24 protein-coding genes are annotated in these 21,305 nt (G+C 53.6%); 9 read left to right on the top strand and 15 right to left on the bottom strand.

All coding sequences use genetic code 11. The features are described from left to right. The first annotated feature begins 4 nt into the window (after positions 1 to 4). A complete protein-coding gene (locus RT52_RS06740) occupies positions 5 to 889 on the top strand; it encodes a MurR/RpiR family transcriptional regulator (RefSeq protein WP_034816139.1) in 885 nt (294 codons plus the stop codon). On the opposite strand, the gene RT52_RS06735 is transcribed toward RT52_RS06740, so the two are convergent. The 7 genes from RT52_RS06735 to RT52_RS06705 all read right to left on the bottom strand — a co-directional run bounded on the left by RT52_RS06735 (position 882) and on the right by RT52_RS06705 (position 9,258). After that, the gene (locus tag RT52_RS06735; protein ID WP_034816137.1) at positions 882 to 3,413 is read right to left on the bottom strand and encodes a YfhO family protein; all 2,532 of its coding nucleotides are present in this window, start codon (positions 3,411 to 3,413) and stop codon (positions 882 to 884) included. The two genes, RT52_RS06740 and RT52_RS06735, sit on opposite strands and share 8 nt — an antisense overlap. Beyond that, on the bottom strand, positions 3,410 to 3,799 hold the full coding sequence (locus RT52_RS06730) for a GtrA family protein (RefSeq protein ID WP_034807730.1): 390 nt from the start codon (positions 3,797 to 3,799) through the stop codon (positions 3,410 to 3,412). The genes RT52_RS06735 and RT52_RS06730 overlap by 4 nt, the downstream gene beginning before the upstream one ends. Next, positions 3,747 to 4,733, bottom strand: a complete 987-nt coding sequence (locus tag RT52_RS06725; RefSeq protein WP_034807728.1) for a glycosyltransferase family 2 protein — start codon at positions 4,731 to 4,733, stop codon at positions 3,747 to 3,749. Before RT52_RS06725 ends, RT52_RS06730 begins: the two co-directional genes overlap by 53 nt. A gap of 119 nt (positions 4,734 to 4,852) precedes the next feature. After that, positions 4,853 to 5,476, bottom strand: coding sequence for an arylformamidase (gene kynB / locus RT52_RS06720; protein WP_034816135.1), 624 nt, complete (start codon positions 5,474 to 5,476; stop codon positions 4,853 to 4,855). Between the two features lie 12 nt (positions 5,477 to 5,488). Then, positions 5,489 to 6,328 (bottom strand): tryptophan 2,3-dioxygenase, encoded by an 840-nt coding sequence (kynA, locus tag RT52_RS06715; protein WP_034807724.1) that lies wholly within the window; start codon positions 6,326 to 6,328, stop codon positions 5,489 to 5,491. Between the two features lie 12 nt (positions 6,329 to 6,340). Further along, positions 6,341 to 7,618 (bottom strand): kynureninase, encoded by a 1,278-nt coding sequence (gene kynU / locus RT52_RS06710; RefSeq protein WP_034816132.1) that lies wholly within the window; start codon positions 7,616 to 7,618, stop codon positions 6,341 to 6,343. Between the two features lie 125 nt (positions 7,619 to 7,743). Continuing rightward, positions 7,744 to 9,258 (bottom strand): BCCT family transporter, encoded by a 1,515-nt coding sequence (locus tag RT52_RS06705; protein WP_034816129.1) that lies wholly within the window; start codon positions 9,256 to 9,258, stop codon positions 7,744 to 7,746. A 162-nt stretch (positions 9,259 to 9,420) separates the two neighbouring features. Between RT52_RS06705 and RT52_RS06700 the strand changes: the two genes are divergently transcribed. Continuing rightward, positions 9,421 to 10,269: a Cof-type HAD-IIB family hydrolase gene (locus tag RT52_RS06700; protein WP_034816127.1), complete on the top strand. Its 849-nt coding sequence runs from the start codon at positions 9,421 to 9,423 to the stop codon at positions 10,267 to 10,269. 535 nt (positions 10,270 to 10,804) lie between these two features. On the opposite strand, the gene RT52_RS06695 is transcribed toward RT52_RS06700, so the two are convergent. Continuing rightward, positions 10,805 to 11,137 (bottom strand): hypothetical protein, encoded by a 333-nt coding sequence (locus RT52_RS06695; RefSeq protein ID WP_034816125.1) that lies wholly within the window; start codon positions 11,135 to 11,137, stop codon positions 10,805 to 10,807. A gap of 89 nt (positions 11,138 to 11,226) precedes the next feature. On the opposite strand from RT52_RS06695, the gene RT52_RS16450 reads away from it, so the two are divergent. Next, positions 11,227 to 11,388 (top strand): hypothetical protein, encoded by a 162-nt coding sequence (locus RT52_RS16450; protein WP_034816123.1) that lies wholly within the window; start codon positions 11,227 to 11,229, stop codon positions 11,386 to 11,388. Between the two features lie 18 nt (positions 11,389 to 11,406). Here RT52_RS16450 and abc-f read toward each other — a convergent pair whose 3' ends face one another. Continuing rightward, a complete protein-coding gene (gene abc-f, locus RT52_RS06685; protein WP_034816121.1) occupies positions 11,407 to 13,251 on the bottom strand; it encodes a ribosomal protection-like ABC-F family protein in 1,845 nt (614 codons plus the stop codon). Between the two features lie 326 nt (positions 13,252 to 13,577). Here abc-f and RT52_RS06680 point away from each other — a divergent pair, with 326 nt between their 5' ends. Next, entirely contained in the window at positions 13,578 to 14,495 is a 918-nt protein-coding gene (locus tag RT52_RS06680; RefSeq protein ID WP_034816119.1) for a DMT family transporter, read from the top strand. A gap of 39 nt (positions 14,496 to 14,534) precedes the next feature. On the opposite strand, the gene RT52_RS06675 is transcribed toward RT52_RS06680, so the two are convergent. The 4 genes from RT52_RS06675 to RT52_RS06660 all read right to left on the bottom strand — a co-directional run bounded on the left by RT52_RS06675 (position 14,535) and on the right by RT52_RS06660 (position 17,166). Next, positions 14,535 to 15,440, bottom strand: coding sequence for a Gfo/Idh/MocA family protein (locus RT52_RS06675; RefSeq protein WP_034816116.1), 906 nt, complete (start codon positions 15,438 to 15,440; stop codon positions 14,535 to 14,537). An 84-nt stretch (positions 15,441 to 15,524) separates the two neighbouring features. Further along, positions 15,525 to 16,244, bottom strand: coding sequence for an anti-sigma factor (locus RT52_RS06670; protein WP_034816113.1), 720 nt, complete (start codon positions 16,242 to 16,244; stop codon positions 15,525 to 15,527). Next, positions 16,241 to 16,801, bottom strand: a complete 561-nt coding sequence (locus tag RT52_RS06665) for an RNA polymerase sigma factor (protein WP_034816110.1) — start codon at positions 16,799 to 16,801, stop codon at positions 16,241 to 16,243. Before RT52_RS06665 ends, RT52_RS06670 begins: the two co-directional genes overlap by 4 nt. A gap of 116 nt (positions 16,802 to 16,917) precedes the next feature. Next, positions 16,918 to 17,166, bottom strand: coding sequence for a hypothetical protein (locus RT52_RS06660; RefSeq protein ID WP_034816108.1), 249 nt, complete (start codon positions 17,164 to 17,166; stop codon positions 16,918 to 16,920). A 68-nt stretch (positions 17,167 to 17,234) separates the two neighbouring features. On the opposite strand from RT52_RS06660, the gene RT52_RS06655 reads away from it, so the two are divergent. Continuing rightward, positions 17,235 to 18,026, top strand: coding sequence for an HAD-IIB family hydrolase (locus tag RT52_RS06655; RefSeq protein WP_034816104.1), 792 nt, complete (start codon positions 17,235 to 17,237; stop codon positions 18,024 to 18,026). Between the two features lie 3 nt (positions 18,027 to 18,029). Here RT52_RS06655 and RT52_RS06650 read toward each other — a convergent pair whose 3' ends face one another. Together RT52_RS06650 and RT52_RS06645 are read right to left on the bottom strand one after the other, a co-directional pair. Beyond that, positions 18,030 to 18,302 (bottom strand): hypothetical protein, encoded by a 273-nt coding sequence (locus RT52_RS06650; RefSeq protein ID WP_034816102.1) that lies wholly within the window; start codon positions 18,300 to 18,302, stop codon positions 18,030 to 18,032. A 146-nt stretch (positions 18,303 to 18,448) separates the two neighbouring features. After that, the gene (locus RT52_RS06645) at positions 18,449 to 18,667 is read right to left on the bottom strand and encodes a hypothetical protein (RefSeq protein ID WP_245175482.1); all 219 of its coding nucleotides are present in this window, start codon (positions 18,665 to 18,667) and stop codon (positions 18,449 to 18,451) included. A 122-nt stretch (positions 18,668 to 18,789) separates the two neighbouring features. Here RT52_RS06645 and RT52_RS06640 point away from each other — a divergent pair, with 122 nt between their 5' ends. The 4 genes from RT52_RS06640 to RT52_RS06625 all read left to right on the top strand — a co-directional run bounded on the left by RT52_RS06640 (position 18,790) and on the right by RT52_RS06625 (position 21,276). Beyond that, entirely contained in the window at positions 18,790 to 19,023 is a 234-nt protein-coding gene (locus RT52_RS06640) for a hypothetical protein (protein ID WP_034816100.1), read from the top strand. Continuing rightward, entirely contained in the window at positions 19,020 to 19,220 is a 201-nt protein-coding gene (locus tag RT52_RS06635) for a helix-hairpin-helix domain-containing protein (RefSeq protein ID WP_034816098.1), read from the top strand. The genes RT52_RS06640 and RT52_RS06635 overlap by 4 nt, the downstream gene beginning before the upstream one ends. 154 nt (positions 19,221 to 19,374) lie before the next feature. Beyond that, positions 19,375 to 20,835 carry a UDP-N-acetylmuramoyl-L-alanyl-D-glutamate--2,6-diaminopimelate ligase gene (locus RT52_RS06630; protein ID WP_034816096.1) on the top strand — a complete coding sequence of 487 codons (1,461 nt, stop codon included), beginning with the start codon at positions 19,375 to 19,377 and terminating at the stop codon, positions 20,833 to 20,835. A gap of 96 nt (positions 20,836 to 20,931) precedes the next feature. Next, positions 20,932 to 21,276: a YflT domain-containing protein gene (locus RT52_RS06625; RefSeq protein WP_034807698.1), complete on the top strand. Its 345-nt coding sequence runs from the start codon at positions 20,932 to 20,934 to the stop codon at positions 21,274 to 21,276. Positions 21,277 to 21,305 lie beyond the last annotated feature (29 nt).

The following is a 21,305-nucleotide window of genomic DNA, read 5'->3' as shown; positions in this document are numbered from 1 at the left end:
TCCATTGTTACTAACTGAAAAATTGAAACAAACGGGATTTTCACCGTCTGAGCGTGCCGTCATTGATTACTTGTTTGCGCAACGTGAATTGATTGAAGAGAAGACGATGAAGCAAATCGCCGAGGCGACGTATACCCATCCGTCGATTTTGAGCCGAATCGCCCATAAGCTCGAGTATACCGGCTGGGTCGAATTGAAAGCGGGGCTATTAGAGGAAATCGATTATTTGAACCGTCACTTCTCAGACGTGGATGCCAACTACCCGTTCGCGCCCGAAGACGGATTGATGGCGGTGGCGAACAAGATGGCTGCCTTGAAACAGATGACGATTGAGGACACGTTGTCGCTCCTCGACCATGAGGCGTTCGAGCAAGCCGTGACGATGCTTCATGAGGCACGTCACATCAAAATTTTCTCAATCGTTCATAACTTGTTGCTCTGTCACGACTTTAAAGCGAAGATGAACCGAATCGGAAAACACGTCTCGCTCTGTGAGGTCGACCCTGAATTCGAAGCGGCCAACTCGGACGAGACGACGTGCGCGCTACTCATCTCCTATACAGGGGAAAGTGACACGACGCTCCGGCTCATCCCGTATTTGAAACAGCGTCACGTCCCGGTTCTCGCTTTGACGAGCGTCGGCGAGAACGCCATCTCGAACGAGGCGGATTGTACGCTCCGGTTGACGACGCGGGAACGTCTCTACTCAAAGATCGGTAGCTTTACATCGAACGACTCGACGCAGTATCTGCTCGATTTGCTATACGCCGGTGTGTTCTCGAAAGATTACGAAGCGAACCTCGCCTATAAAATCAACATGTCGAAACGACTCGATCACCGCAAGAGTTCGAGTGAAATCATGCAAGAAGAAGAGCATCCGTTCACGTGAACGGATGCTCTTTGCGGCGCAGATAGAGGAGATAACCGAAGAACAGACCGAGACCAAGCAAACTGAGCGCGGTCGTGATGGTGAAGAATGGGGGACGATACGTCAATTCGACGTCGTTTCGTCCTTCATCGAGTTGAATCGCGCTGAACGCATAGTTCGCCTGTAAGACGTCACGCTTTTCTCCGTTGACCCGGGCGCTCCATCCTCGTTCAAACGGAACAGGAAGAACGGCGTATGTTCCCGGGGCGGCCTCTTCGACCGTAAAGTCGAGGTCGGGACCGTCCCACGTGACCGGGATCTCCGGTCGAGCATCCGTCTCATCAATCACAGACTCGAGCGTCGCATAATCTTCCCATTCCACCGTCACATTCTCGAGCGTGTACGTGCCTTCAGGAAGCCGTAACGGCACACGGTCAGCGAGCGGCGTGCGGAGCGTCATCGAGGTGAGGTCGGTCCGATAAATCGAGGCCTCGGGCTTTCGTGTCGTCCGATAACCACCGAGCTTGATGAAGAAGCCGTCTCCTTCAAGTTTCCGGATGTTGAACGAGACATACAAGTCGCCGATCGCGTCCTCCGGTACGTCAGGAATCAAGTCGATGCCACCTTCTTCAGAAGTGACGCGGAGCGTATCCCCGACGAGTGCGGCCTCAACATCTTCGGTCGTGAAATCGATGGACTGAGCCGGGGTCGGTGTGTCACTTCCGTCTTCTAAAATGACGCCCGAGAGCATCGCCTGCTCACGTGTCAATACCGAGGCGTCCTCAAGGTCGGCTTGACGATACGTGGACGTCGTCGTCCGGACGAACGGAAGCCGGGTCTCACTCTCGTAGGCGGCGTAGCGCTCCGTCTCGGCGAGTAAGTCGAAACCGTAAGGAACTTCGCTCGACACGTTTTGGTTGCGCATCCAGTACGGACTCGACAACAAGTGGTGCAAGTTCGCGCGATTGCCGAGCGTGCCGTAACGGCTCACGCTTTCCCGTAACATATCGATTTCAAGATCACGCCAATAGAACGTCAGCAAATTCCCGTTTAAAATACTTGAATATAGACTCGTCCCGAGGAACGACTGGACGATGGGCGTATTGTTGCGCAAGTGGACCATCCAGTCGAGCCGCTCGAGCGGTCCGGCGTCGGCTTTCACGACATCGATTAACTCCCGTTGCTCGGCACTGTCGTAGCTTGAACTGTTCACGAACGCCTCGTTCGTGTTGACGATGGACTTGTCGTGAAGGATGAGCTTCGTATAGCCGTTGAAGACGATGAGACAAGACGCGATCAGAACGTAAGGTGCGAGTGCGGGTTTCCACCAAAGTGACGCGACGGTGGCGAGCATCAAGAAGAAGATGACAAGACTGACCGGCCACGATGCGACATCACCGACCAGACCGAAAAGGAGATAGAGCGTGACCGTTCCGGCTGCAGCGATAAGGAACGCGCGCATCTCGAATCGCCACTGCGACAACCCGACCGCGACCGCACCGCCCATCGTGAAGCTCGCGAGATACTCCCAGCGGAACTGCGGCGCTGAGAACCCGTTAAAGAAACTGCCGACGTGCGGGCTGAAGTGGAGCACGATGAACAAGAGGCTCATCGACGCGAATAGCCGGAACGCGGTATGGCGATAGAGCGGACGATAGAGTGCGAGCAGCACGAAAACTGCTGGAATAATGAGAATGGTGCTATCGTATAACACGTTATCGGGGCGGAGCCACGGGATGTCATGGGCGAGTGACGGTCGCTCGTTCTGTAGAAAGCCGTACGTCGCCGGAACGAACGCGAACGCGCTCAATAAGAGTGCGAGCACGCCAGACCCGCTATAAAGCATCCATTGGTGCCGACGCCTGAGCCGATCTTCCGGGAAGCGGATGAACTGGCGGAACAAGACGTAGACGAGGACGAACACCAAATTGATGTAAGCGAAGTAGAAGTTGTTGACGAGCATCAGCGCGCTGACGGCGATGAACAGGTCCGCCCGACCGAGCCGGATGATGCGTTCGAGCCCGATCACGAGGAGCGGTACCCATAAAAAGGCGTCCGCGAAAAACTCCCAAAATGTGACGTGCCGGATGTACATGACCGACACACCGTATACGACGGCACCGGCAAAGGCGTAAAGCGTCTGCACGTGAAAGAGTCGATACGCGTACGTCGTCAAGACGAAGACGACGGCTAGACGGACGATGCTGACGACGAGCGCGAGCTGTAACCAAAGCTCGAGGTCCGGCGTGACGAGACCGAGCACGTCGAACAACGAGACGACGGCGACGGTGAGCCAAAAGACGACCGACGTCGCGTAATAGTAGGCGAGCTGGGTGATGACCCCGCCGCCAAAGCCGAAGTCTTCCGCATAGACGAGGTTGCCTTTATGGAACGTCTCGTACAAGAAATGTTTGAACGGGACCATCTGCGACAATCCGTCGTTCGGTCCGGCGATGTAGCCGCCTTGCGATTGATAGTAGATGAAGAACGCATGGGCGACGATTGACACGAGAAACGCAGCGACGATTAGAATGACGTTCTTCATACGGTCGACTGCTCGCGTTTCAAAATTTTACTCGTAACGATGAACGTCGCCGGTACGGCGATGAAGATAGCGAACAGCGGTGCGATCGATGTCGAGACACCGAGCTGTTCGACGAGTAGATAAATACAGACGGTCGTGACCGTGAAGTTGACGACTTGCGTCAACGGGAACTGCAAAAATTTCCGTAACGTCGGTTTGACTTTGAACGTGAAATAACTGTTCAAAAAGAAAGAGGCGACCATGCTGAGCGTGAACGCCACCACATGAGAGACCCCGTAGCCGACTTTCCATACGTGATGAAACAACATGTACACCAAATAGTAATTGAGGGTGTTAATTCCCCCGATGACGATGAATTTTATAAACTCTGCCTTTCGCTTGTTCATTCACACTCTTCCTTTGCATATTAGTCTCTTGAATCAAATAAGCAGGACGCTGTTTCGTCTCGAAATAGATGCGTCCGACGTATTCGCCGATAATCCCGAGGCTGACGAGCTGAATGCCGCCTAGTAACAGAATCGCCGAGATGAGCGTGAAGTAACCAGGTGTCTCGACACCGTCTTGGATGATGCCGAACAGCGTGAACAAGATATAGAGCATCGATAGCATTAAGATTGAGACGCCCGTGTAAAAACAGAACCGGAGTGGTTTTGAGTTAAAGGAAATCAAACCATCGATCCCGTAATTGAACAGCTGATTGAACGACCATTTCGTCTCGCCGTTTTGGCGTAAGACGTTCTCATATGTGACAATTTTTTGTTCCATTCCGATCCAAGAGAACAATCCTTTCGAGAAACGGTGATTCTCATTCATGCGTAACAAGGCGTCGATTGCCTCGCGGCTGAGTAGGCGAAAATCACCGACGCCGTCCTCGAGCTCGACATCGACGATTTTATTGATGAGTTTGTAATACGTCTGCGAGGCGAACTTTCGAAGCCCGCTCTCACCGGTCCGGTCGCGCTTGGCGATGACTTGGTCGTATCCTTCTTCGTAACCCGCAATCATTTGAGGAATGAGGGCAGGAGGATGTTGCAAGTCGGTATCCATTAAAATGGCGGCGTCCCCGGTCACGTGTTGCAGACCAGCGAGGATAGCCGCTTCTTTTCCGAAGTTTCGTGAGAAGGAGACGTATCGGACTTCAGGGTGCCGGTTCGCCAACCGTTTGATGGCGTCTAGCGTATCGTCTGAACTTGCGTCGTTAATGAATACAATTTCATAGTCGTACGGGCTCCCCTCGAATTGCTCGCGGATGGCTTCAAAGATGAGTGGAATGTTTTTTTCTTCGTTATAGGCGGGGAGAATAAATGAGATGACGTTCATAAAAAACACTCCTTTATACACAGTTTGCGTAGTACCTCTCTTCCCGCTAAGTCGACAACTCAAGCATCGTCCCACAGTTTCCCACAAAAAACATCCATCCGCGAGGGATGGATGTCAGATTAATCGAGGGCGCGCAACAAGGCGCGGACGGGGCTGCCATCCCCTTTTACGATCGGGAGCGGGACGGCGTTCAGTTCATAATCGCCCGGTGCGATATGGTCGAGGACGAGTCCTTCGAGAATATGGACCCCGTTACGGGCGAGCGCGTGATGGGCCGCCATCTCTTTACTGTCGATCGCATCGACCGACGGTAAATCGAGACCGATCAAGTAAATCCCGAGTTCGCCGAGCCGGTCGGCAAGCGACGGCGTCAGTTCCGGGATGCGTTCCGGGAACACGAGTTTATCTGGCCAACCGTCTGTTTTAATAATGAGGCGTTCGACACCGGTCAAGTCAAAGCCGTCCAAGTCACTCGCCTCAATTCGCTCGTGTCCAGGCAGATGGATGACCCGGGCCGGCCCGATATAAAGTCCGGGATCGAGGTCGATGACGCGTTTTCCGGCGTCATCAAAGTGGAACGGTGCGTCGATGTGAGTGCCGGTGTGAAGGCTCATCGTCACTTTGCCGACGTTGACCGAGCCACTGTCGGCCATCGGCCAAGCGATGTCATAACGGAACGGGGTGTCCCCGGGCCACGTCGTCGTCGTATCTTCGAGCGGTTGCGATACATCAATCCAACTCATGCTGTTGCCTCCTCATAATTTCGTCCGGACGGTCCAGAGTTCCGGGAAGAACCGGTGATCGAGGACACGTCGCAAATAGTTGACGCCAGAAGAGCCGCCCGTGCCCATCTTTTGACCGATAATCCGCTCGACCGTACTCATATGGTTAAAGCGCCACATCTGTTGTTGGCTGCCGATGTCGAGCAGTTTCTCCCCGAGCTCGTACAAGTCCCAGTACGTGTCGACGTCCCGATACACCTCGACCCAGGCCGCTTCGACGCTCTCGTTCCATTCCCAATCCGTCGTCACGTCACGATTGAGGACGGCTTGGTCGATGGCCAAGCCGCGACGATGCATCTCACGCACCGTCACGTCATAAATACTCGGGGCGTGAAGCGACGCCTCTAAAAGCGGATACAACGCCTCGTCATGGGCGTAGACGCTGAGCGTGCGGGCATTCTTGAATCCGAGTGCGAACTCGATTTGCCGGTTTTGATATGACTGGAAACCGGACGAAGAACCGAGCTTGTCCCGAAACTCGAGATACTCGGCCGGTGTGAGCGTGGCGAGCACGCTCCATGACTGGATGAGTTGTTGTTGAATCTTTGATACGCGGGCGAGCATCTTGAACGAGCGTTCGAGCTCTTCGTTCGCGATGGCCGTCGTCGCAGCCGTCAACTCGTGCAAAATCAGTTTCATCCATAGTTCGCTCGTCTGGTGGATGATGATGAAGAGCATCTCGTCATGGTGGTCCGATAGACGGTGCTGACTCGATAGAATCGGATCGAGCTGCAAATAGTCTCCATAAGACATGTCCTTAGAAAAGTCAGTTTGAATCGTCTGTTCGACGTTATGTTCAATGCGTTCACTCATCTTGTTTCCTCCTCACGCCACGACTTCGCGGACGTTCACAAACGCTTCATACTCTTTGTCATCCATGATCGTCTTCAAGATTTGAACGACGTCATATACGTCCGTGAACGTATTATATAAGGCGACCGGTGCGAGCCGGATGATATTTGGGGCCCGGAAGTCCGGGATGACCCGGTGTTGTTTGAGCGCCTTGCAGATGCGGGCCGCCTCCGGATGCTCGAGACTGAGGTGGGCGCCGCGGGCGGCTTCGTCACGCGGACTGCCGAGCACGAACCCGTAAGGTGCGAGTACGGTCTCGACGAGATCCATCAGATACGTCGTCAAGGCGAGTGATTTTTCACGAATCGCCTCCATCCCGACTTCGTTGAACATCTCGAGCGCCCCGAGTTGAGGAGCGAGGCTCAAAACGTGTGGCGTCCCGATTTGAAACGCTCCGGCATGGTCGGCCGGCGTCATCGTGTGGTCCATATCGAACTGCTTGTCTTTACGCGAACCGAACCAGCCTGCGAGGCCGGGTGTCGTCCCGAAGTGGCGCTCGTGGACGAATAAGCCGCCGACGCTCCCTGGGCCGCCGTTCAAGTGTTTATAGTTGCACCAGTACGCAAAGTCGACCCCCCAATCGTGGAAGGCGTGCGGGATGGCCCCGACGGAATGACAGGCGTCGAAGCCGATTAAGATATCGCGTTCATGGGCCGCTTTGGCGAGACGGGCCATATCTAAAATTTGTCCGCTCCGATAGAGCACCGTCGGCAAGACGATGAGGGCGATCTCATCCGTCATCGCGGCGATGATGTCGTCTTCACGCAAATAACGGCCGTCCGGACTCTCGACTTGAACGAGGTGGTCCTCTGGGTTTAATCCGCGCAATTCAAGTTGACTCTTCAGCGCATAGATGTCCGATGGGAACGTGAGTGTATCCGCTAAAATCTTTGTTTTCTTACCTTCTGGCTTATAGAACGAGGCGACGAGCTGATGCAAGTTGACCGTCGTCGATCCCGTCACCATGACTTCTTCCGCACGTGCCCCGATGAGCGGTGCGTTCAAACCGGCGAGTTCTTCCGATAAGTTGAACCACGGATGACGTCCCGACATCCACCCGTCAATCCCGAGCTCTTTCCAGTCTTGAAGCGACTCGAGAAGCGTCTGCTCGGCCCGTTTCGATAACAGCCCGAGCGAGTTCCCGTCCATATAAATCCCGTCTTGCGGCAAATAAAACTCTTCCCGATAGCGTGCCAGAGCATCGCTTTTGTCGAGCGTCTCGGCGTATGACCGTGTGAAATCTTGTAGCATACTCATCCCCCTAAAATTCGTCATGCAATTCTGACAAAAGCGTAGCAATCGACGTCAACCGTGTCAACTGAGTGGAGACGATCGACTAAAAAGAACCGCCCTAGTAAAAGGCGGCTCTTGTGACATCATTTGATTTTCTTCATGTTTTCTTTTCGCAACAGGCTGAACAACGTGTACACCATCAGAATGAGGATGATGGTGAACGGCAACGCCGAAATGAGAGAGGCGGTCTGTAATCCTTCGAGGCCGCTTGCGATGAGCAGGACGGCCGCGATGCCGCCAAGCAATACACCCCAGACGATGCGAACGGCGAGAGGCGGGTTCAAGCTGCCATTCGTCGTCATACTGCTGATGATATACGTCGCTGAGTCGGCGGACGTGATTAAAAATGTCAATATGAGCAGGATGGACAAGACGGACAAAAGGAACGACAACGGCAACTCGGCGAACGTGACGAACAAGGCGCTCGTGACGTCCGCATCGACCGCTTGGGCAATCGACGTCCCCTCGAACAAATCAAGGTGGAGCGCCGTCCCGCCGAATACCGCGATCCATAGAAGCGCAATGGCCGGAGGCACGACGAGAACGCCGACGATGAACTCACGGATGGTGCGACCACGCGAGACGCGGGCGACGAACGCCCCGACGAACGGTGACCAGGCGATGGCCCACGCCCAGTAGAAAATCGTCCAGTCCCGGACCCACGTTCCTTGTTGATACGGTTGGAGCCGGAGGCTGTAGCGGATAAAGTTTTGCAAATAATCACCGAATCCGAGCGTGAACGTCTCGAGGATGAAGACGGTCGGACCGGCAAAGAAGACGAAAATCATTAGGACGAGTGCCGTCGCTAAGTTCACGTTACTGAGCCATTTGATCCCGCGGTCAAGGCCGGTCGTCGTCGACGTCAAGAACAGGGCGGTCAAGACGATGATGATCAATACTTGAACGAGCGCCGTATTCGGTAAACCGAATACGCTGTTCAGCCCACCGTTGATTTGCAGTACCCCTAAACCGAGCGACGTGGCGACGCCCATGACCGTCGCGATGACAGCAAAGATGTCAATCGTCTGATTGAGCGGCCGCGTATACGAGCGGTCTTTCAAAAGAGGAGACAAACTCGTCGAGATGAGGCCATCCGCGTTTCTCCGGAACTGGAAATAAGCGATGATCAGACCGACGATGGCGAACACGGACCATTGGCTCACTCCCCAGTGGAAGAACGAGTAGGCCATGGCGAGACGGGCGCTTTCGACCGTCAACGCTTGGGTGTCCGCATAAGGGGGTGTGAAGAAGTGGCTCATCGGTTCGGCGACGCCCCAAAAGACGAGCCCGACGCCGAAGCCGGCCGAGAACAGCATCCCGATCCAAGTGAAGAACGGATACTGCGGCCGATCGCTGTCCGCGCCGAGACGGATTTTTCCATATTTACTGAACGCGAGGAAGACGAGAAAGAGGACGAAGAAAAAGACGGCCATCAAGTAAAACCAGCCGAACGACTGTGTCGTGAAACTGAAGATGTTGCCGGCGATTTCCGCGAACAACGTCGGGCGTACGGCCCCGAACAATACGAGCAAGGCGATCACACTTGCCGAGATATAAAACACACGGTTCAGCCGTGGCTTATTCGATGTATGATTCATAAAATCTCCTTCCTAAATGAATACGATTATGTAGGCGTCATTATTATTCCCTAAAAGTAATGTCAGAAAACGAGATTTTCATCGATTGTGCAATCTGGACGTTGAGCGATGACAAATGAGGGAATGATAAAGAAGAAGACTGTATTAAGAGGAGGGACCGATATGAAGTTAATTGCGATTGATTTGGATGGGACGTTATTGTCGCGAAAAGGCATCATCACGGAAGCAAACCAGGAGGCGATTCGACGGCGGCAAGCGCAAGGCGATTTAGTCGCCATCTCGTCGGGACGCTCGATTCATGATATCGAAGAAATCTTAAAACGGAGCAATTTGACGTGCCCGATTTTATCCGGGAATGGGGCGATCGCCTTTTATGAAAATGAACGCATTTACTATCACTCGCTCCCGAAACATGTCGTCCAAGAGCTATGGGACATTGCCCACGAGCACGACACCTACGTGGAGTTTTATACGAATACCGGCGTGAAAGTGCTGCGTTCGGGGACGGATTTATTGAAAGGAGAGCTTGACGAGGTGCTCCCGCACGATCAATCATTCACGCGGGAATGGGGAGAGCGGGAAATCGAGATTCAAAACGAACAGTTCGGTTTAATGTACGTCGATGTGATCGAGGACATCGATTTCGAGGCGGATGAAGTGTATAAAGTGTTCATCTACTCGTTCGATCGTCGTAAACTCCACAAACTTCGGAAATTATATGAGCCGCGGACCGATATTTTGATTACGACAGCCGGGTGGACGAAAATTGAGATCGGTCATCCGAAAGCGAGTAAAGGGATGGCGCTCGAACAGTTGGCAGAACATCATCATATCGCAAAACAACATATAGTGGCCATCGGCGATAATTTGAACGACGTCTCGATGTTCGAGGTGGCGGAGACGTGCATCGCGATGGGAAATGCCGTGGATGCGTTAAAAGACATCAGTACGCACATCACAAAAGACGCCGAAGAAGACGGCGTCGCGTATGCGCTCGAGCATTACATGTAAAGGATTTGGAGAAATGGTGAACACGGATTCGAAGCTTTCAAAAACGGCTATTGTATTACTGTAGTCCTCGTTCATCTAGGAAGTCGAAAGGGGACGACAGATGAAGCATCGCTTGAGACGTTTGACTAGGCGTGAACCGGTCAAACGACAGACAGCCTGTTCGGACAACCGGTCATCGAACCGTTCCCTGTCGCTACCTGTCGCCGACCTTACGCGATGTGAGGGGCAGACGAAAAGGATTCTTGGGAACACGAGTCGGATGGTTGGGGTGTCTCCTCGGGCGGAGGTGGGCCGGATGGGATTCGTGACAGATTTCGTTCACATAGGTCGAACTGACGATTGATCGGCAACCGGAAGCCGTGCTTCTGTATGTGCCGCCTTGTCAGAAAGACGAACGATTGCTCGGAAATCGTTGCATGAATCGCATCGCTTTCTAGCACGACGTAACACTTATGGGACGGTCGATCAACTTGATCGGGTGGAAGTCCAACCGACTAGAAACGCTCACCGTAAGCGCCACGACTGTGGCGCTTTTTCATTGCGTGAACGTGGAGACACGTGACGGGGAAGCACCAGCCGCCGCTTTATACTCGATGCGGTGACCGTCGACCGCCTTCGTCACACGGAACGAATAGTCGGCATCCGGTTCGTCGCGAAACGTGACGTCATAGACGTACCCGCTAAAGCCGAGTGCTCCGTCAAGCGAGTAGGTCTGTTCCGGAATGTTATAATGAGTGGCAAGGTATGATTCCAAAGCGTGTTCTCGTTCTTTGATTTCTGCGTCATAACGTACGTATAAAAAAGCAGCGAGGGCGATGGTGACGAATAAGGTAGAACGGACAAGGGTGTTCCAATTACGACGTGGCATTGGCGAGTCTCCTTTCTTTAGATAGAATTAGATGATATTTTACGGAAAATTCAGACAAATTACAAGCGATTTTTACGGGAGGTGACAAAATGCCGAAAATCTATTGGCTCGGGACGTTCGCGAGCGGTCTGCTCTTCCTCTCCATTGGGGAGGGGGCAGCAGTGCCGCGGGTCCTACCCTACGTTTTGATCGCGGTCGGGATAATCGGATTTCTCACGCAATCATGGTACGAACAAAAACGACGCCGCTAAGCCCGGCGTCGTTTTTGTTTACATGGATTCGAGTAATTCTAAGACCAATGAATCAATTTCAGTTTGCAAGGCGTCGCTTTGTCGTTGCAACGTCATCAATCGTTTCAAATCGTTCGTGTCATTCATTTCAAGAACGAGCGACTGATGAAGCGCCTCGAGCTCGGCCAAACGCGCTTCTCCGCGCGAGACGTCTTTTGAAGGTGTCGCTACTTTTTGCTTCGGAGGTGCTTTTGGTTTTGGCATCGGAGTCACCGTCAAGATTGCCTCGCGTCGCTTCTCGAGCGCGTACATCACGTTTCCCGGGAAACGCGTCGTCGTCCCGTCGAGCCAGTACGTGATTGGGAATAGTTTATTCAAGAAGTAGCGGTCATGCGATACGGCGACGAGTGTCCCGTTAAAACGGTCGAGCGCCTCTTCGAGTGCCTCACGTGCTTCGATATCCAAATGGTTCGTCGGTTCGTCGAGGACGAGCACGTTCATCTCTTCATGCATCAAGATGGCGAGCATGAGCCGCATCTTCTCGCCGCCGCTCAAATCCTTGACCGGTTTGAACACGCTCGCACCGTAGAAAAGAAATTGGGCGAGCAGTTGTCGTGCTTTTCCTTCATCGACCGGGATTCGGTCCCGAAACGCCTCGATGAGCCGATGCGAGTGATCAAAATCGACGTGCTGGGATAAATAACCGATTTTCGCGCGTTCCGCTCGCCGCACTTCGCCTGAGGTCGGTTCGATGTGGCCGAGCAACACGTTCAAGAGCGTGGACTTGCCGCTCCCGTTCGGGCCGACGATGGCGATGCGTTCACCATGGCCCGCGTAGAACGAGACGTGCTCGAAGACGGTCTGGTCGAAACGGACCGTCACATCGGTCGCCTCGAAGACGTCGCGTCCGGTCCGGCCATGCGCCATGAACTGGATGTCAGGCTGAATGGATTCGAGTTGTGGCCGTTTGATCGTCTCGATTCGGGCGAGCGCTTTCTCCATCGACTTGGCCCGACGGTAAAACTTCTCGTTCGGGGGGTGTCCTTCGTTCGCCCACTGCCGAAGCTGACGAATCGTCTCTTTCATTTTCTTGATTTTCTTCTGTTGCTCCGTGTAGGCGTGGAATTGGTCGAGCAGTCGTTTCTCTTTTTGGGCGACGAACGCGCTGTAATTGCCTTCAAAGCTTGTCAACTCACCATCCTCACACTCGACGATGCGGGTGGCGACGGCATCCAAAAACACACGGTCGTGCGAGACGAGAAGGAGCGTGGACGGACTGTCTGAAAGAAACGTCTCAAGCCAAGCCATCGCCTCGAGGTCGAGATGATTCGTCGGCTCGTCCAAGATGAGCAAGTCCGGTTCCTGAAGTAACGCCAAGCCGAGTCCGATTTTCGTCCGTTCGCCGCCGCTAAGCGTGTCGAACGGCCGGTCGACGAAGCGGGTCAGGCGCAACCCGTCGATCATCGCGTTCACTTTCGACTCGATGAGGTAGCCGCCGTTGTTCTCGAAACGGGTCTGCAAGGCGCCGTACGTCTCGAGTAGCACGTCGATGTCGTCACTTGAAGCCATATTTGCTTCAAGCTGTCGCATCTCGTCGCCGAGTCGCGTCAATTCGGCGAATGCGGTATAGAGCACGTCTCGACCGGTCTTGTCGGGATGGGACGGGATTTGGGCCAAATAGCCAATCATCAACCGCTGTTTCCGGTAAATCGTTCCGCCATCCGGTGTTTCAGCACCGACGATCAGACGCAGAAGTGTCGTCTTGCCGCTCCCGTTCCGTCCGACGAGCCCGATTCGTTCGCCGGCGTTCACATGAAGATTGGCATCGATTAAGACGGCATGGCCGCCGTATTGCTTTTGGATGTTTTGTAATTCGATTAACATAAATCGTTCCTCCTAAAGTAGAGGCCTATCAAAAAAGCCGAGCGCAAAGAAGCGCTCGGCAAGAGGGAGAGGCGCTTTGTCGTATTTCAACAATGTCTAAAAAAGGACAGACGGGTCCTGTGACTACGCGACATCGTGAAAAATCGCACGCAAAATGTACAAATGTTCTGTTGACCAATGCGTACGTCCGACAAAGTTCACCTTTCTCCCTCCCTTCAATCATCGTTATCCTCAGTGTAAGCGATTTCTTCATATCGGACAACTAGAAAACAGGAATATGATCAAGCGGTGTCGTATTGTTTAGGCATCAGGAGAGGAGGGACACGATGCGTAAAGAGTGGCTCGGTGCCATCAGTTTGACACTCGCCGCAAGTATTTGGGGGGGCATGTACGTCGTCAGTAAATATGCGCTCGACTTTATCGAGCCGTTCACGCTCATTTGGATGCGCTACTTCGTGGCCTTCATCGTGTTGATGTGCGCGTGGTGGCTGTTCGGAAGAGAACGGATCGGGCGTGGTGATTGGAAGTGGATCGCGCTCGTCGGAGTCATCGGCTATGTCGCCTCGATTTCGTTTCAGTTCATCGGGACGAAACTGTCGGACGCGCATACGGGATCGCTCGTCACGGCTGCGACGCCCGCGTTCATGGTGCTGTTTGCCCGTGTGATTTTGAAAGAGAAGTTGACACCGGTGAAAGTCGGATCGCTCCTCTTGGCGACAGTCGGGGTCATTATCGTCGTCGGCTGGCACGTCGAGGGGACGTATTTTATCGGTAGCTTGATTTTGGTCGGGGCGGCCATCACGTGGGCGCTCATGTCAATCTACGTCAAAATCGCGTCGGCGACACTGTCGTCTCTGACGATTACGACGTTTGCGATTGGCATCGCGTTCGTGTTGATGACGCCGCTCATGGGCATGGAAGTCATCGATCATGGGTTGCCGACGATGACGGGGGCTCTTTGGCTCAGTGTGCTCTATGTCGGGATCGTCTCGACGGCCGGGGCGTTCTTCTTTTGGAACAAAGGGATCGAACTCATGGACGCAAGCGTCGGTTCGCTCTTTTTCTTCTTTCAACCGCTCGTCGGCGGCTATCTCGGCTGGCTCGTCTTGAATGAACAACTCGATCGCAATTTCTTCATCGGCGCCGCCTGTATCGTGACGGCCGTGACGTGGTCGACTCTCGTCGAGCGTCGACAAAAACGCGCCATTAGCCAAATTGAACCGGATAAACGACACATCCAATGACAAACGGGACCTGGCCGACAGGTCCCGTTTGTCATGGATTCAGCGTTTGAATAAGTCGGTGACGAGCTGTTGCGTCAGAAGCGCTTCGCGGCCGTCGGTCAAAATCGGGGTATCCTCGGACAACGCCTCGATGAAGTGGTCGATGGCGCCTTGGAAGCCGCGCTGGGTGAGGAGCGTGTCCCACGACCCGAACGTCTCGGTCGTCTGGGTCCCGTTCGTGAAGCGGTTCAACGTGACCATCTCGTCGACGGTGAACCGGACGTTTGCGGCGACGGCGCTCAATCCTTCATGGTTTGCTCCAGCGTGTCGATGCATCGCCGTCGTATGTAGGCCGTGGTCGTCTCGCCAGACGTGTCGCGCCACGTGCAGTTCGTTCGCTTCGGTCGTCTCGATGTGTCCCGTCACGAGGCGCAGGTCACCTGTTGAGAAGTATCGAAGCGTGTCGACGACGTGCAAATAATCATCGAGTAGCGTGAACGTATAGTCGCGTCCAATGCCGTTTCCCCGATGTTTGACAAAGTCGAGCAAATCGAACGGCCCTGCATCCCGGACTTGCTGATACATCGGGGCGAAACGACGATTGAACCCGACCATCAGTTTGCGATCGTTTCGTTCGGTCAGCTCGACGAGTCGCTCGGCTTGGTCCATCGTCGCGGCGAGCGGTTTATCGACGTATACATCGACGCCACGGGCGAGTAAATAAGAGACGACGTCATAATGTGTCTCGGTCGAACTGTGGACGAACGCCGCATCGACGGACGTTGCGAGTTCGGGCAGTCCCGCGAACGACTCCATCCGATAAGCTCGGCAAATCGCCTCCCGCTTCGCGACGGTTGGTGAGAACGCGCCGATCAGTTCAAAGTTTGTGCTGTTCGTTAAAATCGGCAAGTATGCTTTTTTGGCGATGCCGCCGAGACCGACGACCCCGATTTTCGGTTTTCGCATCCAATCACTCCTTTGTCTCATCATAACGAAAAAACAGACCGAAAGACATCCACGCCTGATGCGTTTTTGTCCCCGGTCTGTACATTAGAGGCTCGCGAGTAAGACAATCTCTCCTTCAGGCGTCGTGTTGCCGCGCTCCGGTTCTTTCGTCACGGCGACCGTGTCCCAATCCATCTCGGCCTCCGTCGCATCAAGCGTATAGATGACGGTGCCGTTGCCTTTGTCATCGGTGACGAACGCTCCGGTCGGAATCGGGGAGTCGTCTTTTATGAGCCATACTTGGTACACTTCGTTCGCCTCGAGCGGAGTGAGTCCGTTCGTTTGAACGATCAGCTGTCGCGTCCCGTCTTGTTCGGCGAGATAGGCCACACCGTCGGCTTCCCCGTCGAGTGGGACGGTCTCGGTCAAGGCGATGCCGCTCGGTTCGGTCTGATTGAGCAACAAGTACCCGTTCCCGATTAGCGATAACAGTAAGGCAGCGGCGAGGGCGAACGCGCCCCACGGTGCTTTCCGCCTTTCTTTCGGTGCGGTGAACGGCGTTACCGGTGCCGGTTTGTCTGTCTTCGGTTCGACCGCTTTCGATGTCTCGTCTTCGGCGAAGACGTGATCTAAGATTCGAGCCTTCATCCCGCTTGGCGGCTCTGCTGGTTCGGAGAGGAACGCGACGCCGCCGACGAGAGCCTCGAGTTGTTCGAGTTCTTGTTGGCACGTCTCACAAGTCGCGAGGTGTGCCTCGAACCGGATTCGTTCATCTTCTGTCAAATGTCGGTTAAAGTAATCAATCAATTGGTCACAAGCGTTCATCGTTCCACCTCCTTATCGATTAAATCTGGGGATAATCGTCTTCGTAACTGCTTCAACGCCAACCGAATCCTTCCTTTCACGGTGCCGAGCGGGATACCGCACGCATCCGCAATCTTTTGCTGGCTAAGTCCTTGGAAATACATGAGGCGGACGACTTGCTGTTGCTCGGCCGGAAGTTCGGCCATCGCCGTCTCGATTTGCGTCCGTTCTTCTTGCCACTCGACCTCACGCTCGACTGAACGTTCGGTCGAAGGAATCGTCTCGGCGTAAGATTCGTCGAGCTGGAGGTCCGGCTTTCGTCTTCGAATCAAGTCGATGGCGACGTTTCGTCCCATCGTGAAAAGCCAAGAACGGAACTGGCCTTTGGTCTCGTCATAGACACCGACGCCGCGCCACAGCTTGATGAACACTTCTTGCATCGCTTCCTCGGCGAGGTCGCGGTCCTGTGTCAATTGCATCAGGAACGCATACAGGATCCGTTCGTAACGATCATATAACGTTTCGAGCGCTTGTTTGTCTTTTTGCCTGACACGCTCATATAGTTCGTAATCAGTCATCGCGTTCTCCTTTATAGAAGGGATGTCCCTTGTAGTTATCTAACGGATCAAACGGTGAAATGGATGTCTTTTTCGGGTGACAAATTCGTGAACAGTTCGTTATGTAACCGACGCGTTCAACGGGAACACGTCGTAGCCTCACCTAGATGCTTGTACAGAGACGCTTGGATGTGGCTGAGAAGCATATAGGCGAACAAGCTGAATAAACATGCCGTGCCGAGACCCGCTGCGAGCGCGGGCCCGTTCGAAAGCCATTGTTGCCAAAATGAGGCGGTCCGGATTCCGAGCAAAAAGGCGAAGACGAGCCCGAACCCGATCATGATTCCGCTATACTGACAGTAGTAACGACTTACCCAATTTTTCACGTCGCTCATTCCTTTCGTACTTTTACTATACGAGATGGGGTATGGCGACACAAGGAGGAGGATTACGAATGAGACGATTTACCGGAGAAGGGCGGACGCTCGTCTGTTTCGATTTTGACGAGACGTACTTCCCCCATGCGTGCACGGAAGAACAATTAGCCGACGTCCGTCGACTCGAAGATTTTTTAGAACAACACGCGGAACGGTTCTCGACGATGTGGGTCACCGGCAGTTCGTTCGCCGACTTGGCGGAAAAGACGATGCGCGCCTCGATGCGCTATTGGCCGCATCGCATCGCTTCAAGCCTCGGGACGGAGCTGTATCGCGTCAATACCAGCGGGACGCTGAAACGAGATGACGCGTTCAGCCAACTGTTCCCGGACGACTTCTCGGACCGGGTCGGACGTGTCGTCGACATGATGCGTTCCGAAGCCATTGTGCTCGAAGCGCAACCCGGGGCCGGGACGAACGTGTGGATGCAGAACTATTATTACCACGATCATCATGAGGCCGCATTCGAGCGCATTCGGGAAGCGACGAGGACGGTCGGTATCGCGGTGAATATCAGCCGGTGCAACCCGCTCGCGGGCGATCCGGACGGGTCGTACGACATCGATTTTATCCCGGAAGGTGCCGGAAAAACGGCAGCTGTCGAGTATGTATGTGACCGCTTCTCGTTTCGCGCCGAAGACGCCTACGCGTTCGGAGATAGCGGCAACGACCTCGGGATGTTGAAGCGGGTCGGCAACGGATACGTCCTCGGGAATGGGACCGAGCAGGCGAAGCGAGCCCATCAACGCGTTACGGAAAAATCTTATGCGGCCGGGATTTTAGAAGTGTTAACACGTGAGTTCGATTGACGATCATGCGCTCTGTAGCAACTGGCGAGCAGCCGTCTCGGCCCGAGCAAACAGCCTGAGTCGGAGCGACGTGGTTTGAATATCAAATGTTTGAGGGGCGCGCCACAGGTCGGTAAACACCTCGAGCAATGCGGCTTCGGCCAATTCGGCCCGGTTCGTCAAACGGAGTGCGGTTAAGTAGAGAACCCGCTCATATCGGTCGTAGAGGAGCTCGAACGCAGAGGTATCTCGTTGAATGATTCGTTCAAACAATTCGTGGTCGGATAAGAATGACATCGTGAACTCCTTTGAAGGCACATCATGGCCTGGAAATGGACATAGCAATAATGGACCTATTCCCTGTCTCGAATCGACTGTAAACGATAACAACTCGATTTGAGCACATTCAAAAACCCGAACGCGCGATGCGATCGGGTATCGGTTCAAAATGAACGGTAGCAGTGTGGACACGTCTGGGTGTTGCCACCGGAACGCTTGAACGTTTTTTTGCAGTTCGGGCACGTGACGGTCTCACTGTCCGCCCCGAAAAGGCTGCCGCGATTATATAACACATTTTTTAAATTCGGTAACGCCTTGGCCGCGAACGTCATAGAGATGAATAAGACGAGCGCCAAGAGCGCGAGCATGACGTATGTCGTCATCGACAACGCTCCTTTCGTTCACATCCGTTATTCCCAGCATACTCGAAAATATCGAAGTGCACACCTAAAACTAGGTATGCGAACTTTTGTTCGGTATAATGGGAGTAAAGGAGGGAGAACAGATGAAGGATGAGTTGTTACGTGATATGCGTTTAGGTCGATTGGTAGAATTGATGTATGTCGATCGACATGGGGTGATTTCAAAGCGCCGAGTCAAATTGTTGAGGTTACAAGGCGAGCGAATCATTGCTTGGGATGTTCGAAAACGGGCCCGTCGAACGTTTTACGTTGAACGCGTCCTCGCCTGTCTCCCGATTATGGAACGCGCTTATGGAAAAGAGGAGGAAATCGGATGACACCGCTCCCAAAATGTCCAGCGCCGGCAGAACGGGCGCTCGCTGCCGCTTACATTGACACGCTCGAACAACTCGCGACGTATTCGAAGACAGAAATCGCCGCGATGCATGGTATCGGCCCGAAAGTACTACAAGTGTTAGAGTGTGCGCTCGTCAAACAAGGACTTCAGTTTACCGATAGCGAATTAACCTCCTAGTCCCGTCATGGGCTAGGATTTTTTTAGTTTGACGTATGTTTTCATATGAAAAAGGGAAGTAATATATTTGTCATCTCCATTACGCCTAAAATCGAGTACCATGACGATAAGGTTTACGAACCTAGTGACACCCATGAGAAAGGAAGTACACAGCATGAGGACGAAACGTTTATCCGCCATTCTAGGAAATGAGATGGATGACATCGAATGTGATCCATGGGTGACCGGAATTGAAACGGATTCCAGGAAGGTCAGTCCAGGGAATTTATTTATTTGCATCCGCGGCTATACGGTGGATGGTCATGAATTCGCTGAAGATGCCGTCTCAAAAGGGGCGAGCGCCATCATCTCGGAATATCCGCTTGAACTTGATGTACCAAACATTGTCGTTGCTGACACGAAACGGACCGCCGGCATCGTGGCGAGCTCGTTTTACGATCATCCGTCGCACCGGATGCGCATTTATGGCGTGACGGGAACGAACGGGAAGACGACAACAGCGACACTCACATACGATTTGTTTCGATTGTCGGGACGACCGGTCGGCATCGTCAGCACGATCGGGGCTCGCTATAAAGACCAAACGCTAGAAACACCGAATACGACACCGGAAGCCGTCGTCTTGCACCGGCTCTTGGCCGAGATGGCAGATGCCGGGGTGACCGACTGTGTCGTCGAAGTATCCTCACATGCGATGATGGAAGGGCGCGTCGAAGGGGTCCACTTTCATGCGGCCGCGTTCACGAACCTGACGCACGATCACCTCGATTATCATCGTTCGATGGATGAATACGCGCGAGCGAAAGCCCGTCTGTTCGAGCAAGTCGAACAGACGAACGGTGACGCGATCATCTTGAATGCGGAAGACGAGGCGAGCACGATTATGGCGTCGTTCGCTCCGACGAGACGCCGCGTCATGTACAGTACGCACACGAACGTACCGGCCGACATCCAAGTCATTTGGCTCGATGACACGGTGCGCGTCAAAGTGAACGCGATGACGATTGAAGTACCCGTTCAGTTCATGGGAGCGTTCAACGCGGCGAACTTGGCTGCTGCAATCGGGCTCGTCTCGACGTCTGAATTGATGCTCCGTTCCATCATTGCCAACGTGCCGGGGCTCACGCTTCCGAAAGGTCGTCTCGAGCGTCTCGACACGGAGGACGCAGAGATTTATATCGATTATGCGCATACACCGGACGGGCTAGAAAAGTGTCTGTCGACGCTTCAAGCTGACGATTGCGAATTGGTCGTCGTCTTGAGTGCGGCCGGCGATCGCGACTCGACGAAACGGGCCGAGATGGGTCGGGTTGCGAGCCGTTACGCCGACCGCTTGATTGTGACCGTTCACGACGTGCGTTCAGAAAATCCTACGCAGATTATCGATGGCTTACTCGAGGGGATTGATGCGGACACACCACATGTGACGTTTGAGAATCGGTTAGACGCCCTTAAACATGCGGCGCTACAAGGACTCGACGGCAAACGAGTCGTCGTCGTCGGAAAAGGCCATGACCACATCGAACGTGTCGGGAAGCAATCGATTCCGTTCAACGAATCTGACATTTTGTTGGATGAACTGAAAAAATTGAAGGGCCAAGAACCGGCCGTTTAACGAAACGATGACGCTTGTCATCGTTTTTTAATGTGTAGAAACGATGAAAACAGGAAATACCTATAACTGTAACGCAATTGAAGGAGGAGAATAGACATGTCAGTTTTGTACAAAGAGTTCACAAATGATGAAGAAGTCGTCACCGCCATTCAATCGATGAAAGCAAAAGGGGTTGACGAGTCGCACATTTACGTCATCACCCACGACGATGACCGGACCGATCGAGTCGCCGACAACGCGGACGCGAATACGGTATCGGCATCGGACGTCGGTCTCGGAACGGCAGCGAAAAACTTGTTCCGTAAAAAAGGGGACGAGTTACGTGCCCAGTTCGAGGAACTTGGTTTCTCAGCGACCGAGGCGGATAGCCTTGAGAAGAAGTTGGACCAAGGGAAAGTGATTGTCGTCGTCAAAGACGCGCCGAACGGCTTCACATTATAACCTTTCCTTGAAGCATACAGAGACAGGGG

The organism is Exiguobacterium alkaliphilum 12/1 (assembly GCF_000714435.1).
Taxonomy (GTDB): domain Bacteria; phylum Bacillota; class Bacilli; order Exiguobacteriales; family Exiguobacteriaceae; genus Exiguobacterium; species Exiguobacterium alkaliphilum.
The sequence above is the reverse complement of the archived record's forward strand: the minus strand, read 5'-3'. Positions and strand labels throughout refer to the sequence as shown.